Source organism: Nostocoides sp., from assembly GCF_037045025.1.
In the GTDB taxonomy this organism is placed as follows: Bacteria; Actinomycetota; Actinomycetes; order Actinomycetales; family Dermatophilaceae; genus Nostocoides_A.
Window position 1 is genome coordinate 449,442 of sequence record NZ_JBAOHM010000016.1, and the last position, 13,455, is coordinate 462,896.

Consider the following 13,455-nt stretch of genomic DNA (forward strand, 5'->3'; position numbering starts at 1 on the left):
CCATCAGCCCCCGGCAAAGGGGGGCAGCAGCTCGACGACTGCTCCCGGGGCGATCTCGGCCGCGTCATCGAGGCTCACCCCGTCGACCAGAACCGAGCACAGCGGGGCGATCGGCGCCAACTCGGGCCGCAATCGCGTCGCTGCGTCGAGCACGGCATCGAGCCGCCCGGCGGGGAGCCGATCGCTCTCGACGCCTGCCGCCGCCCGCGCGCCCGCCCAATAGCGCAGCGTGACCGGTGCGTCCGCAGCCCGATCGGACATCTCTTCGCTCTCCATCACGGCCTATCCTGCCCCCTATGGCTCGGCTGCTGCTGCTGACCAATGCGCTCGCCTCGAGCGCAGAGGTGCTTCCCGCCCTCGGCCTACTGTCCCACAGCGTCCGCGTGTTGCCGGCCGAGGCCGCCGCGCTGGTCAACGCCCCACCCGGTGACGCCCTTCTCGTCGACGCCCGCCGCGAATTGGTCGCCGCCAAGTCGTTGTGTCGCATCCTGAGGGCGACCGGGACATCGATCCCGGTGATCGCCGTCCTCACCGAGGGCGGGCTTGCCGGTTTGACCGCTGATTGGGGTGTGGACGAGGTGATGCTCGACACCGCCGGCCCGGCGGAGGTGGAGGCCCGGCTGCGGCTGGCGCAGAGCCGAATGGAGGTCGCCGACCCACAGGACGAGGCGCCGATCACCGCCGGGGAGGTGACGATCGACGAGGTGAGCTATTCCGCCAAGGTGGGTGGCCGCCCGCTCGATCTGACCTACAAGGAGTTTGAGTTGCTCAAGTACCTCGCCCAGCATCCGGGCCGGGTGTTCACCCGGGCACAGCTCCTCCAGGAAGTCTGGGGCTATGACTACTTCGGCGGCACCCGCACCGTGGATGTGCATGTGCGCCGGCTGCGAGCCAAGCTGGGTGGAGACCACGAGACGCTGATCGGGACGGTGCGCAACGTGGGCTACCGATTCGTCAACGACCCCTCGGCCGATGTCCCCGCTTGACCAGCCCGATCGCCACTGCGTCGCTGAGCAGATCCGCGAGTTGCTCGACCGGGCGGCCGCGCACGACGGCATCGCGCCGCTTTCCGAACGCTTCCGCATGCTGGTGGACGATCCCGGCGAGGCACGCACGGTGGCGCGCCGGGAGGCCGACGGCGCGGTCGCGGCATACGGCGCTCGTCTGCCCGAGGGGACCATCGAACTGGTCGTCGCGCCGAACCGACGGCGCCTCGGGTTGGGAACCACGGTGCTGCGGGATTTGCTCCGCGACGGCGACGCCCACGCGGACACCGTGTGGGCGCACGGGAACCTGCCGGCGGCGCAAGCGTTCGCCGCCCGGCACCACCTGGTGCCCATCCGGCGGCTGCACAAGATGACCCGCGAGCTGACCGCGACCGACGCCGCCACATCCGTGCACTTCCCGGACGGCTTCGAGCTGCGGGCGTTCGCGCCGGGTGACGAGGACGCCTGGCTCGCGGTCAATGCCGCGGCGTTCGCCACCCACCCGGAGCAGGGCCGAGTCGGTCGGCAGGAGTTGGCCGCCCTGATGGCCCAGCCGTGGTTCGATCCGGCGGACCTGCTCATGTTGTGGGGCCCCGACGGGCAGCTCGCCGGCAGTCACTGGACCAAGATCGACCCTCGCGAACGCGTCGACGGTATGCCGGCCGGGGAGGTGTACGTGCTGGCGCTGGCGCCAGCCTGGCAGGGTTTCGGCATCGCGGCGCCGCTGACTGTCGCCGGGCTGCGGCACGTGGCGGCCCAGGGCCTGCGGGCCGTCGTCCTCTATGTCGATGAGGACAATCCGCGGGCAGTGGCGACCTACCGACGGTTGGGCTTTGGCACCCTCACAGTGGATGCGCAATATGCCCGGGACGGCGGCCCAGGCCTCGTGCCGAGCCGACGGAACTGACAAGATACAAGCCATGGCGCCAAGCGATCTCCCCGCCCTGAGCTCGGTCCCCGAAACGGATCACCCGCGGGAGAGCGCCGAGGTCGGTATCGCGGCGGCACCGGTGCGACGGACCACCTTGCGCGGTCCGGACGGCCGCTTTGTCCGGCTGGCGGCTCCGTTGCCGGCGAGTCCGGCGTTCGCCGGGCTGCCCGAGGACCGCTTCCTGGACCGGGAGGTGTCGTGGCTGCAGTTCAACGAACGCGTCGTGCAGCTGGCCGCCGATGAGCAGTTGCCGCTGTTGGAGCGGGCCCGTTTCCTGGCGATCTTTGCCTCCAACCTTGACGAATTCTTCATGGTGCGCGTCGCCGGGCTGAAACGACGCATCGCAACCGGGATCGCCGTGCGCTCGGCCTCGGGCCTGGAGCCGCGGGAGGTGCTCGACCAGATCTCGGCCGTCAGCCACGACCTGCTCGCCCGGCAGGCGCGGATCTTTGGCGACGCGGTGCGTCCTGCGCTGGCGCGGCAGGGCATCACGATCGTCACGTGGGAACAGTTGGCCAGGGCAGAGCAGGAGCGGCTGCGCGACTACTTCACCAGCCGGATCTTCCCGGTCCTCACGCCGCTGGCGGTCGACCCGGCCCACCCCTTCCCCTACATCTCCGGCCTGTCCCTCAACCTGGCCGTCGACCTCGTCAACCCCAAGACCGGCAAGGAGCACTTCGCGCGGGTCAAGGTGCCGCCGTCGCTGCCACGGTTCGTGCACGTCGTCGAGGACGAACCCGGGTCGCTCGAGACCCGTGCGCTGACCCGGTTCATCGCCTTGGAAGAGTTGATGGCCGCCCACCTGGATCTGCTCTTTCCCGGCATGCAGGTGCAGGAGAGCTTCACCTTCCGGGTCACCCGCAACGAGGATCTGGAGGTCGAGGAGGACGACGCCGAGAACCTGTTGAAGGCCTTGGAGCGGGAGTTGACCCGGCGCCGGTTCGGGCCCCCGGTGCGCTTGGAGGTGGACGAGGCGATCGACGACAAGGTTTTGGACCTGCTCGTGCGCGAACTCGGCGTGCACGCGAGCGAGGTCTACCGGCTGCCCACCCCGCTTGACCTGCGCGGGTTGAACATCATCGCCGACCTCGATCGGTCCGAGCTGCACTACGAGCCCTTCGTCGCGCGCACCAATGTCGACCTCGCCCCGACCGAGTCCGCCAAAGCGCGCGATGTGTTCGCCGCCATCCGCAAGCAGGACATCCTGCTGCACCACCCCTATGACAGCTTCTCGACATCGGTGCAGGCCTTCATTGAGCAAGCCGCCGCCGATCCGCACGTCCTGGCGATCAAGCAGACGCTCTACCGAACCAGTGGCGACTCCCCGATCATCGACGCCCTCATCGAGGCGGCCGAGGCGGGCAAGCAGGTGCTCGCGGTCGTTGAGATCAAGGCCCGCTTCGATGAACAGAACAACATCTCCTGGGCGCGGATGCTTGAACACGCCGGCGTGCACGTCGTCTACGGAATCGTCGGGTTGAAGACGCACTGCAAGCTCTCCTTGGTCGTTCGCCAGGAGGCGGAGGGGCTGCGTCGCTATTGCCACATCGGGACCGGCAACTACAACCCCAAGACCGCCCGGCTCTATGAGGACCTTGGCCTGTTGACCTGCAGCGAGGATGTCGCCGAGGACCTGACCCGGCTGTTCAACCAGCTGTCGGGGTTGGCACCCCGCTCCCGCTTCAGACGTCTGCTCGTGGCTCCGCGAACCGTGCGAACCGGCCTGATCGACCTGATCGACGCCGAGATCGAGCATGCCCAAGCCGGGCGGGAGGCCGTGATCGCGATCAAGGTGAACTCGATCGTGGACGAGCGCGTGATCGACGCGCTCTATCGTGCGTCGCAGGCGGGGGTTCGCGTGCAGGTCCTCGTGCGCGGGATCTGCGCGATCCGACCGGGCATCCCCGGGCTGTCCGACAACATCGTGGTGCGCTCGATCCTCGGCCGCTTCCTGGAACATTCCCGGGTGTTCGTCTTCGGTGGCGGCGGGCAGCCGATCGCCCTGATCGGCAGCGCCGATCTGATGCACCGCAATCTCGACCGCCGAGTCGAGACCCTGGTTCGCCTCGAAGACCCCGCGCAGGTGGCCTTCCTGATGGACTTCATCACGCGCGGAATGAGCGGCTATTACGCCAGTTGGCGATTGGAGCCGGACGGACGGTGGGTGCGCCAGCACCTCAACGCCGACGGCGAGCCGTTGCGCGACTTCCAGGCCAAGGCGATCGACTACTACGCAAAGAAGCGGCGCAAGGCATCCCGATGAGACCCGTTCCCGCGGCCGGGACGGTGCCCTGGCGGGTTCGCGCGGACACTCTTGAGGTGGCCCTGGTGCATCGGCCGCGCTATGACGACTGGTCGTGGCCCAAGGGCAAACTCGACCCAGGCGAACGGTGGGCCGAAACCGCTGCCCGGGAAACCGGGGAGGAGACCGGGCTGATCGTGCGGCTCGGCCTCCCGCTACCGGCGGCTCGCTACGACTTCCTCGACTGGCGCGGCACGCCGGCAACCAAGGAGGTGCGCTACTGGGCGGCCGAGGTCATCGGTGGGGCGGGTCGCCTCGATCACGAAATCGACCAGATCGACTGGCTCGACCCGGCCGCGGCCAACTCCCGGCTGGACTATGCCCGCGACCGGGCCCAATTGCGGGCCGTGGTCGCTGCTCACCGCGACGGGCGGCTGGCCACCTGGCCACTGATCGTGGTCCGTCATGGGCGGGCGCTGGCCCGCTCCAATTGGCACCGGCCGGACTGGCTGCGTCCGTTGGATTCCCGCGGGCGAGAGCAGGCCAAGCAGTTGGTTCCGCTGCTGAGCGCCTACGCCCCGGAGCGATTGGTCACCTCCTCCTCGACGCGGTGCCGAGACACCCTGGCGCCCTATGCCGATGCTCGGCAACTGCGACTGCGCGACCGGGACGACCTCTCCGAGGAAACCTTCGAGGCCGATCCGCGCGGACTGAAGAAGTTGGTGGACAAGGCCTTCGCGAAGGCCCGTCCGGTCGCGCTGTGCAGCCATCGCCCGGTGCTGCCGGCGATCTTCGCCGAGATCCTCGCCCATGAGGACCCGCACCGCCCGCAGCAGGAGCTGCGCCGGGCGATGGAGCACGGCATGGCCAAGGGCGAGGCGATCGTCGTCCATATCGCTGGCACCGGCCCGGATGCCCGCATCGTCACCGCCGAGCGCCACTTCCCCCTCGTGGTCACGAACCAATAACCCCGGGAAGCGGAGAGCTTCGTTGGGCTACCCGAAACGGCCGGAGATGTAGTCCTCGGTGGATTTCTCGCTCGGGTTGTTGAAGATTTTCGTGGTCGCATCGACCTCGATGAGCTTGCCCGGCTTGCCGGTGGCGGCGAGGTTGAAGAAGGCGGTCTGGTCGGAGACGCGGGCGGCCTGCTGCATGTTGTGGGTGACGATGACGATCGTGTACTTCTCCTTGAGCTCATTGATCAAGTCCTCGATGGCCAGCGTGGAGATGGGGTCGAGGGCCGAGCACGGTTCGTCCATGAGCAGCACCTGCGGCGAGACGGCGATGGCCCGGGCGATGCACAGGCGCTGCTGCTGTCCTCCGGACAGGCCGGCACCGGGTTTGTCGAGCCGGTCTTTGACCTCGTTCCACAGGTTGGCGCCCTTGAGAGAGCGCTCGATCACATCGTCCAGTTTGCGCTTGTCTTTGACCCCGTTGAGCTTGAGTCCGGCGGCGACATTGTCCTTGATCGTCATGGTCGGGAACGGGTTCGGCCGCTGGAAGACCATGCCGACGGTGCGGCGGACGGCGACGGGGTCGACGCCAGCGGCATACAGGTCCTGCCCGTCGAGCATGACTTTGCCCTCGACGCGCCCTCCCGGGATCACTTCGTGCATCCGGTTGAAGGTGCGCAGCACGGTCGACTTGCCGCAGCCGGAGGGGCCGATTAGGGCGGTCACCGACCGCGGCGGGATGGACATCGAGACGCCCTCCACGGCCTTGAACGCGCCATAGTAGATGTCCAGGTCGGAGACGTCGATTTGCTTCGCCACGGGGTTCGCCTTCGGTTAGAGCGTGCTGCGGCTGCTGATGAAGCGACCGAGCAGATTGAGCACGAGGATGATCAGGATCAGGGTGAGCGCGGCCGCCCACACTCGGTCGTATGCCGGCATGGTCGGCGCTTGGTCGCGTTCCTGGTTGATCATGGTCGGCAAGGTCGCCATGTTGCCGCTGAACAGGTTGCTGGCGATCGCCTTGGTGTAGGGACCGAGGATCAGCAGCGGCGCGGTCTCACCCATGACCCGGGCCAGGCCGAGCAGGACGCCGGTGACGATGCCGGAGAAGGCCGTCGGCAACACCACCGCGGAGATCGTCTTCCACTTGGGCACGCCGAGCGCATAGGACGCCTCGCGCAACTCGTTGGGAACGAGTTTGAGCATCTCCTCGGTGGAGCGGACGATGGTCGGGATCATCAGCAAGGTCAGCGCGAGACAGACGAAGATGCCGGCACGCTGCATCTTGAAGGTCGTCATGAACACGGCATAGATGAACAGGCCAGCGACGATCGAGGGGACACCGGTGAGGATGTCGACCATGAAGCTGATCAGCCGGGCGAGCATGCCGCGGCCGTATTCCACCAGGTAGACCGCGGTCAAGATCCCGATCGGCACCGAGATGAGAGCGGTCACCGCACCTTGCAACAAGGTGCCCTCGATCGCGTGGACTGCTCCGCCGCCCTCCCGACGTGCGGTAACCCCATTTTGGGAATGGGTCCACCAGCCGCTGTCGGCGAGCAGGGCACCGCCCTTGACTAGCACCGTCCACAGGATCCAGACGAGCGGCACCACCGCGATCCCGAATGCCGCCCACATGATCACGGTCGCGAGCGTGTTCTTGAGGGCACGGCCGCCGGATTTGCCGGACAGGTCGACGGTGCGCGCGTCCTGCACGGGCAGGGCGGCCGCGTTGGCAGCGGTGCTCATTCGGTGAAGGCCTTCCTGCGCTCGATGACGATGCGGGCGATGGCGTTGACGATGAACGTCAGGATGAACAACACCAGGCCGGCGGCGATGTAGGCTCCGGTCTTTTGGGGAGTGTCGAACTCGCCTGAGCCCAGGGCGATCTTGGACGCGAAGGTCTCACCGCCGTCGAACAGGCTGATCGACATCGGCGTCCCGGCGGCCAGCGTGGAGATCAAGATCATGACGGCGACCGTCTCGCCCAACGCCCGGCCGAGACCGAGCATGGCGGCGGAGATGACACCCGGCTTGCCGAACGGCAACACGGCGGTGCGGATCATCTCCCACTTGGTCGCGCCCAGGGCGAGCGCCCCCTCCTTGTGCGGTGTGGGCGTCTGCGCGAAGACCTCCCGCGACAAGGCGGTGATGATCGGCAAGATCATGATCGCCAAGACGATGCTGGCCAGGAAGATCGTGGTGAAGCTGCTCACCGTGGTCGTCTTGAACAGCGGGAACCAACCGAGGTTTTCGCGCAGGAAGTCCTGGAGCCCGGCCGTCCGCGGCCCGAAGACCTTCAATCCCCACAGGCCGTAGATGATCGAGGGAACGGCCGCGAGCAGGTCGATGGTTGAGGCCGCGGGCTTGGCCAGCCACGCCGGCGCGTAGTTGGTGATGAACAGCGCGACGGCGACGCCGACGGGGACGGCGAGCAACAGGGCGACCAGCGAGGACAAGACGGTGACGAGCAGCAGCCGGGCAATGCCGAAGCGCGGCTCGGACCCGCTGACCGTCCACTCGGTCGAGGTGAGGAAGTTGGCGCCGTTCTTGCTCAGGGCGGGGATGGCCTGGGAGAGCAGAAAGACGCCGATCAGGGTGACCAGGGCAATGACGATGACACCGGATGAGGTCGCCGCGCCGCCGAAAAGGCGGTCACCCAGCCGTCCGGTCGAGCCGCCAATCGGGGCGGCGTCGGCGGGGTCGGTGTCGGTTGCCGAAACACCGGTGATGCTCTGCATCGCGATCCAATCTGTTGCCGGAGGAGCGCTGAGGTGACCGTGGATCCCTGGGCTTAGCGCACGAACGGGATGCTGACGGCGCCGGGCCCGCCCTCCCCCTGCGAAGAGCGGACCCGGCGCCTGGCGATCAGGACAGGGCCTCGATGGCAGTGGCCACCTTGGTCTGCACCTCGGCAGGGAGCGGCGCGTAGCCGATCTCCTCCAGCTTGCTCTGCTCGTCGGCGGAGGCGAAGAAAGACAAGAAGGACTTGATCATTTCCTGCTTGGCGGAGTCGCTGTTCTTGGAACACACGATTTCGTAGGTGACCAGCCCGATCGGGTAGGCGCCGGCCTCCTTGGTCGCGTAGTCGAGCTTCAGGCGCAGGTCGTTGCCCTCGCCGTCCTGGGTTGCGGTGGCGACGAGCTTGCCGATCGCCTCGCTGGTCAGCTCCACCGGGCCGGAGCCGTTGTCGATCTGCGCCATGCTCAGGCCCAGGTCCTTGGCGTAGGACAGCTCGACATAGGTGATCCCGCCCTCGGTGGTGCTCACCGCGTCGGCTACACCCGCCGACTTCTCCTTGCCCTCGCCCTTGCCGGTCCACACCTTGCCCGGCTCGCCCGTCCAGGCGTCGCCGCCGGCAGCCTTGAGGTACTTGGTGAAGTTGTCGGTCGTGCCGGACTCATCCGAGCGGAAGAACGGCTTGATCGCGGTGTCGGGGAGTTTGGCCCCTTCATTGGCCGCGGCGATCTTCGCGTCATTCCAGGTGGTGATCTCGCCCTGGAAGATCCCGGCGAGCAACTCGGGGGTCAAGACCAGCTTCTCGGCGTCGGGCAGGTTGTAGGCGACGGCGATCGGGCCGATGACCATGGGCAGGTTCCAGGCGTCGGAACCGCAGCGCTTCTTGGCGGCATCGGTCTCGATCACCCCGTCCTTCTCCTCGGTCTTGAGCGCCGAGTCGGAGCCGGCGAAGTCGACCTGTCCGGCGTTGAACTGCTTGATGCCGGTGCCCGAGCCACTGGGGTTGTAGTTGATCGTGACGTCCGGGCACTTCTCGTTATAGGAGGCGATGGCCTCATCCATGGCGTTCTTTTGCGCCGAGGAGCCTTCGCCGTTCAGCGTGCCGGTCGGGCAGTCCATAGCGTCACCACCGGTGCTGCTTTCGCCGCCGGCCGTTTCGCTGCTCGCTGCCCCGGATGAGGCGGCGCCGGAACTGGAGCTGCCGCTGGGGTTGTCGTCCGAGCCGCAGCCGGCCAGGGCAATGGAGCCGATGACGGCCAGCGCGGCAATACGGCCGCTGTGGGTGATCTTCACGGTCGGTGAACCTCTCGCGTGGTACGTGCTTGGGTGCGCGAGCCGCGATGCTCGCGGTGCCGACGTTAGGAATGCCTGATGGCGCGGCGACCCACCGAGCGTGAACGGCGCGTGAACAGCACGCGGAGAGTTGGCGCGCCGCCGGTGAGCGGCGCCACAGCTGCTGCGCGGGCCACTGTTATCGAGATGCAGCGAAGATTGAACTCTTGCCCGATGAACTTTTGTCGAGATGCAGCCAAGATTGGGTCAAGTCCTGATGCGTGGTGTTTGAAGGTTTTCTTCCTCCGGGCGTGTCGGGGTTAGGCGGTGATGGCGTCGAGTTGGGGTGTCGTGACGGGTTCCTCCGTAGGGGTGAGGGCGTTTCGGCATTGGGCGAGCAGTTCGAGGCCGAGGTAGCGGCGTTGTTCGGTCCATTCGTCGTGTTGTTCGGCTAGGACCGCGCCGACGAGCCGGATCAGGGCGTCGCGGTTGGGGAAGATGCCGACCACGTCGGTCCGCCTGCGGATTTCCCGGTTGAGCCGTTCTTGAGGGTTGTTCGACCAGATCTGCTTCCAGGCGCCTTTGGGGAAGGCGGTGAAGGCCAGGATGTCGGCGCGGGCGTCGTCGAGGTGCGCGGCGACCCAGGGTCCCGGAAAGGTCGTATCTCACCAGGTCAGCGCGCATGTGATGGCTCGTTCTGGGTTGCGTGAGTGATGCCTGGTCGCGGCTGCGATGTTGGAGCGGCCGGTCAGCCTCAGGATGCTGATCGCGGTGTTCGTAAGGCTGGCCATGATGCGGGGCAAGACGCCGGTGCGGACCTGGGAGCGGTCCTCGTCGAAGGTGGCATCACGCACCCAATGGACGCGGTTCTCGATTCCCCAATGGCCCTGCACCCACGCGGCCAGGGTGGCCGGTTGTGCGTCGTGATGGCTGGCGGAGGTGATGAGGTAGACCACCTCCACGGACTTCTTCCCGTTCTTGGTGACGGTCCTGCGTAGTTGCGCGACCTGGGCGACACCCGACGAACTCGGGCCAGTCCGGCAGCATCGGTAGGTCGATGACCTTGATGGTCCGGGTCGCACGACGGCCGTGACCGAGTTGGGTCGTCCGCGAGCCGACGGGGACCTTGTTCCAGGGCAGCTTCTTCAACGCGCTCAGGAGCGTGGGGCGGTTGGCTTTGACAGTGAACACGTAGTCCGCGCCCGCGTCGAGGATGGTCGCGGCGGTGTCGTCTTGGGTGTGCATCGCATCCACGGTGATCACGCATCCGCGCAGGTCACAGGGATCGAAGCCGGTCAGCAGGTCGCGCACGGCGGGGATCTCATTGGACTTCGCCTCGACCTGATTCTGGCCCAGGACGACGCCGGTGGCGTGGTCGAGCGCGGCGATCAAGTGCGGCGCGGTCCTCTCAGCGGTGCGGGCGCCGCGGAGGGTCTTGCCGTCGATCGCGATCACTCTCCTGCCGCCGATCTGACGCACTTGGCACCAGGCGTAGACCGCCAACGCGACGTCGAGTGCGGCGGCGTCGAGACGGGCGAAGAGCTTGCGTAGCGTGGACTCCACCGGTGCCTTGCCGAGCCCGAGCCGACCGAGTTGCACGGTGTCGAGGTCGGCGGCGAACTCACCGATCGCGGCGAACGAGTTCGCGCCCGCCAGGACCGCGGACACCGCGACCGCGAGCATTCCGACGAGTGGGAAGCGAACACCTCGCGGGTCGCGAGGATCAGGGACGCGGGCAAGGACAGTGAGCAGATCGGCGCGTACATCGGCGTTCGCGTCGACCATTGGGGACGATGGCATCGACGGGTGGGGCTCTCGGGCTGGAGTGGCTGTGTAGTAACTCCAATCCAAGCCCCACGAGCCCCATCCGTCACACGTGCCACGCCGTCACCCGGCCACGGTTTTCCCAGGTCACAGGCCCATCGACCGACCTTTCCGGAGCCCTGCGCGGCGACCGCGGGCAGTTTCTCGGTCAGCGTATCGACGATCCGGTCGAACTGGGCGTGCACGCTCGCGGCGTCGGGCTGGTCATACACGCTGTGCAGCAACGCTTTCACCCACGGCCAACTGTTCTTCGGAGTCACCGCCATCAAGTTCGCCGCGTAGTGAGTACGACAACGTTGCCAGGCCGTGCCGGGCAGCGTCGCGCCGATGGCCTCGACCAGCCCGGCGTGGGCGTCGGAGGTGACCAGCCCGACCGGGCCAGCGCTGGTCAGGCCGCGGGCGACCAGGTCCCGGAAGAACGCGAGCCAGCCGCCACCGGTCTCGGTCGTGGAGGCCTGGACACCAAGGATCTCCCGGTAGCCCTCGGCGTTGACGCCGGTGGCGAGCATGGTCGCGATCTTGACCACCCGCCCGCCCTCGCGGACCTTGATCGTCAACGCGTCCGCGGCGACGAAGGTGTACGGGCCAGCGTCCAGTGGGCGGGTCCGGAAGGCTTCGACCTCCCCGTCGAGGTCTTTGGCCATCTCACTGACCGTGGACTTGCTCAGGCCGGTGATGCCCAACGCTTGGACCAGCCGGTCCATCCGCCGGGTCGAGACCCCCAGCAGGTAGCAGGTCGCGACCACGCTGGTCAGCGCCTTCTCCGCCCGCGAATGCCGGGTCAACAACCAGTCCGGGAAGAAGGTGCCTTCCCGCAACTTCGGAATCGCCACATCGATGGTGCCGACCCGGGTGTCGAGATCGCGGTGGCGGTAGCCGTTACGACGATTCGACCGTTCCGGGACCCGGGAGCGGTACTCCGCACCGCACACCGCGTCGGCCTGCGCGGACAAGATCGAGTGAATGAACGAGGACAACATCTCCCGCATCAAGTCCGGGCTCGCCTGCGCGAGCTGTTCGTCCAAGAAACGGGCAGGGTCGATACTGGGTGGTGCGACGGTCATCGGGACCATCCTTTCGAGAGTGCTGTGAAGGGTTCACTCGAAGGATGCCCGGTGGCCGTCGTGTCTCCCGGGAAGGACACAACCAACCACCGGCCTCGTACACCAACGCTACGGACTGAACTGCGAGCCGACCCGTGAACGACAAGCAGCGCTGGGTGCTCGGCGCAGGGTCCCGGAAAGGTCGTATCTCACCAGGTCAGCGCGCATGTGATGGCTCGTTCTGGGTTGCGTGAGTGATGCCTGGTCGCGGCTGCGATGTTGGAGCGGCCGGTCAGCCTCAGGATGCTGATCGCGGTGTTCCGAAGGCTGGCCATGATGCGGGGCAAGACGCCGGTGCGGACCTGGGAGCGGTCCTCGTCGAAGGTGGCATCACGCACCCAATGGACGCGGTTCTCGATTCCCCAATGGCCCTGCACCCACGCGGCCAGGGTGGCCGGTTGTGCGTCGTGATGGCTGGCGGAGGTGATGAGGTAGACCACCTCCACGGACTTCTTCCCGTTCTTGGTGACGGTCCTGCGTAGTTGCGCGACCTGGGCGACACCGACGAACTCGGGCCAGTCCGGCAGCATCGGTAGGTCGATGACCTTGATGGTCCGGGTCGCACGACGGCCGTGACCGAGTTGGGTCGTCCGCGAGCCGACGGGGACCTTGTTCCAGGGCAGCTTCTTCAACGCGCTCAGGAGCGTGGGGCGGTTGGCTTTGACAGTGAACACGTAGTCCGCGCCCGCGTCGAGGATGGTCGCGGCGGTGTCGTCTTGGGTGTGCATCGCATCCACGGTGATCACGCATCCGCGCAGGTCACAGGGATCGAAGCCGGTCAGCAGGTCGCGCACGGCGGGGATCTCATTGGACTTCGCCTCGACCTGATTCTGGCCCAGGACGACGCCGGTGGCGTGGTCGAGCGCGGCGATCAAGTGCGGCGCGGTCCTCTCAGCGGTGCGGGCGCCGCGGAGGGTCTTGCCGTCGATCGCGATCACTCTCCTGCCGCCGATCTGACGCACTTGGCACCAGGCGTAGACCGCCAACGCGACGTCGAGTGCGGCGGCGTCGAGACGGGCGAAGAGCTTGCGTAGCGTGGACTCCACCGGTGCCTTGCCGAGCCCGAGCCGACCGAGTTGCACGGTGTCGAGGTCGGCGGCGAACTCACCGATCGCGGCGAACGAGTTCGCGCCCGCCAGGACCGCGGACACCGCGACCGCGAGCATTCCGACGAGTGGGAAGCGAACACCTCGCGGGTCGCGAGGATCAGGGACGCGGGCAAGGACAGTGAGCAGATCGGCGCGTACATCGGCGTTCGCGTCGACCATTGGGGACGATGGCATCGACGGGTGGGGCTCTCGGGCTGGAGTGGCTGTGTAGTAACTCCAATCCAAGCCCCACGAGCCCCATCCGTCACACGTGCCACGCCGTCACCCGGCCACGGTTTTCCCAGGTCACAGGCCCA

The 13,455-nt window shown here is 67.2% G+C and carries 11 protein-coding genes and 4 pseudogenes; 4 read left to right on the forward strand and 11 right to left on the reverse strand.

Going from position 1 to position 13,455, the window contains the following annotated elements:
• Nucleotides 1–3: 3 nt before the first annotated feature.
• A complete protein-coding gene (locus V9G19_RS24775) occupies nucleotides 4–276 on the reverse strand; it encodes a MoaD/ThiS family protein (RefSeq protein ID WP_462288050.1) in 273 nt (90 codons plus the stop codon).
• Nucleotides 277–296: 20 nt separating this feature from the next.
• On the opposite strand from V9G19_RS24775, the gene V9G19_RS24780 reads away from it, so the two are divergent.
• The 4 genes from V9G19_RS24780 to V9G19_RS24795 are packed head-to-tail and all read left to right on the forward strand — an operon-like array spanning nucleotide 297 to nucleotide 5,127.
• Nucleotides 297–986: a response regulator transcription factor gene (locus V9G19_RS24780; protein ID WP_462288051.1), complete on the forward strand. Its 690-nt coding sequence runs from the start codon at nucleotides 297–299 to the stop codon at nucleotides 984–986.
• The gene (mshD, locus tag V9G19_RS24785) at nucleotides 973–1,893 is read left to right on the forward strand and encodes a mycothiol synthase (protein ID WP_462288052.1); all 921 of its coding nucleotides are present in this window, start codon (nucleotides 973–975) and stop codon (nucleotides 1,891–1,893) included. Before V9G19_RS24780 ends, mshD begins: the two co-directional genes overlap by 14 nt.
• A gap of 13 nt (nucleotides 1,894–1,906) precedes the next feature.
• On the forward strand, nucleotides 1,907–4,180 hold the full coding sequence (locus V9G19_RS24790) for an RNA degradosome polyphosphate kinase (RefSeq protein ID WP_462288053.1): 2,274 nt from the start codon (nucleotides 1,907–1,909) through the stop codon (nucleotides 4,178–4,180).
• Nucleotides 4,177–5,127, forward strand: a complete 951-nt coding sequence (locus V9G19_RS24795) for an NUDIX hydrolase (RefSeq protein ID WP_462288054.1) — start codon at nucleotides 4,177–4,179, stop codon at nucleotides 5,125–5,127. Before V9G19_RS24790 ends, V9G19_RS24795 begins: the two co-directional genes overlap by 4 nt.
• Nucleotides 5,128–5,154: 27 nt before the next feature.
• Here the strand turns inward: V9G19_RS24795 and pstB are convergent, their stop codons facing one another.
• The 10 genes and pseudogenes from pstB to V9G19_RS24845 all read right to left on the reverse strand — a co-directional run bounded on the left by pstB (nucleotide 5,155) and on the right by V9G19_RS24845 (nucleotide 13,318).
• Nucleotides 5,155–5,931, reverse strand: a complete 777-nt coding sequence (gene pstB, locus V9G19_RS24800; protein WP_462288055.1) for a phosphate ABC transporter ATP-binding protein PstB — start codon at nucleotides 5,929–5,931, stop codon at nucleotides 5,155–5,157.
• A 15-nt stretch (nucleotides 5,932–5,946) separates the two neighbouring features.
• Complete coding sequence (gene pstA, locus V9G19_RS24805; protein WP_462288056.1) at nucleotides 5,947–6,861, reverse strand: phosphate ABC transporter permease PstA; 915 nt, start codon at nucleotides 6,859–6,861, stop codon at nucleotides 5,947–5,949.
• Nucleotides 6,858–7,853 carry a phosphate ABC transporter permease subunit PstC gene (pstC, locus tag V9G19_RS24810; RefSeq protein ID WP_462288057.1) on the reverse strand — a complete coding sequence of 332 codons (996 nt, stop codon included), beginning with the start codon at nucleotides 7,851–7,853 and terminating at the stop codon, nucleotides 6,858–6,860. The genes pstA and pstC overlap by 4 nt, the downstream gene beginning before the upstream one ends.
• Nucleotides 7,854–7,980: 127 nt before the next feature.
• A complete protein-coding gene (gene pstS, locus V9G19_RS24815; RefSeq protein WP_462288058.1) occupies nucleotides 7,981–9,144 on the reverse strand; it encodes a phosphate ABC transporter substrate-binding protein PstS in 1,164 nt (387 codons plus the stop codon).
• Nucleotides 9,145–9,443: 299 nt separating this feature from the next.
• A pseudogene (locus V9G19_RS24820) lies at nucleotides 9,444–9,770 on the reverse strand (transposase); the annotation flags it as partial.
• Between the two features lie 18 nt (nucleotides 9,771–9,788).
• A complete protein-coding gene (locus tag V9G19_RS24825; RefSeq protein ID WP_462288116.1) occupies nucleotides 9,789–9,977 on the reverse strand; it encodes a hypothetical protein in 189 nt (62 codons plus the stop codon).
• Between the two features lie 6 nt (nucleotides 9,978–9,983).
• Nucleotides 9,984–10,205, reverse strand: a pseudogene (locus V9G19_RS24830) (hypothetical protein); the annotation flags it as partial.
• A gap of 28 nt (nucleotides 10,206–10,233) precedes the next feature.
• Nucleotides 10,234–10,923: pseudogene (locus V9G19_RS24835) on the reverse strand (ISAs1 family transposase); the annotation flags it as partial.
• A 149-nt stretch (nucleotides 10,924–11,072) separates the two neighbouring features.
• A pseudogene (locus tag V9G19_RS24840) lies at nucleotides 11,073–12,011 on the reverse strand (IS256 family transposase); the annotation flags it as partial.
• 188 nt (nucleotides 12,012–12,199) lie between these two features.
• A complete protein-coding gene (locus V9G19_RS24845) occupies nucleotides 12,200–13,318 on the reverse strand; it encodes an ISAs1 family transposase (protein WP_462288059.1) in 1,119 nt (372 codons plus the stop codon).
• Nucleotides 13,319–13,455 lie beyond the last annotated feature (137 nt).

What these genes read in the sequence shown, in the direction of transcription:
- V9G19_RS24775 (WP_462288050.1), bottom strand. Translation starts at nt 276, where the DNA reads ATGGAGAGCGAAGAGATGTCCGATCGGGCTGCGGACGCACCGGTCACG.
- V9G19_RS24780 (WP_462288051.1), top strand. Translation starts at nt 297, where the DNA reads ATGGCTCGGCTGCTGCTGCTGACCAATGCGCTCGCCTCGAGCGCAGAG.
- mshD (WP_462288052.1), top strand. Translation starts at nt 973, where the DNA reads ATGTCCCCGCTTGACCAGCCCGATCGCCACTGCGTCGCTGAGCAGATC.
- V9G19_RS24790 (WP_462288053.1), top strand. Translation starts at nt 1,907, where the DNA reads ATGGCGCCAAGCGATCTCCCCGCCCTGAGCTCGGTCCCCGAAACGGAT.
- V9G19_RS24795 (WP_462288054.1), top strand. Translation starts at nt 4,177, where the DNA reads ATGAGACCCGTTCCCGCGGCCGGGACGGTGCCCTGGCGGGTTCGCGCG.
- pstA (WP_462288056.1), bottom strand. Translation starts at nt 6,861, where the DNA reads ATGAGCACCGCTGCCAACGCGGCCGCCCTGCCCGTGCAGGACGCGCGC.
- pstC (WP_462288057.1), bottom strand. Translation starts at nt 7,853, where the DNA reads ATGCAGAGCATCACCGGTGTTTCGGCAACCGACACCGACCCCGCCGAC.
- V9G19_RS24845 (WP_462288059.1), bottom strand. Translation starts at nt 13,318, where the DNA reads ATGGTCGACGCGAACGCCGATGTACGCGCCGATCTGCTCACTGTCCTT.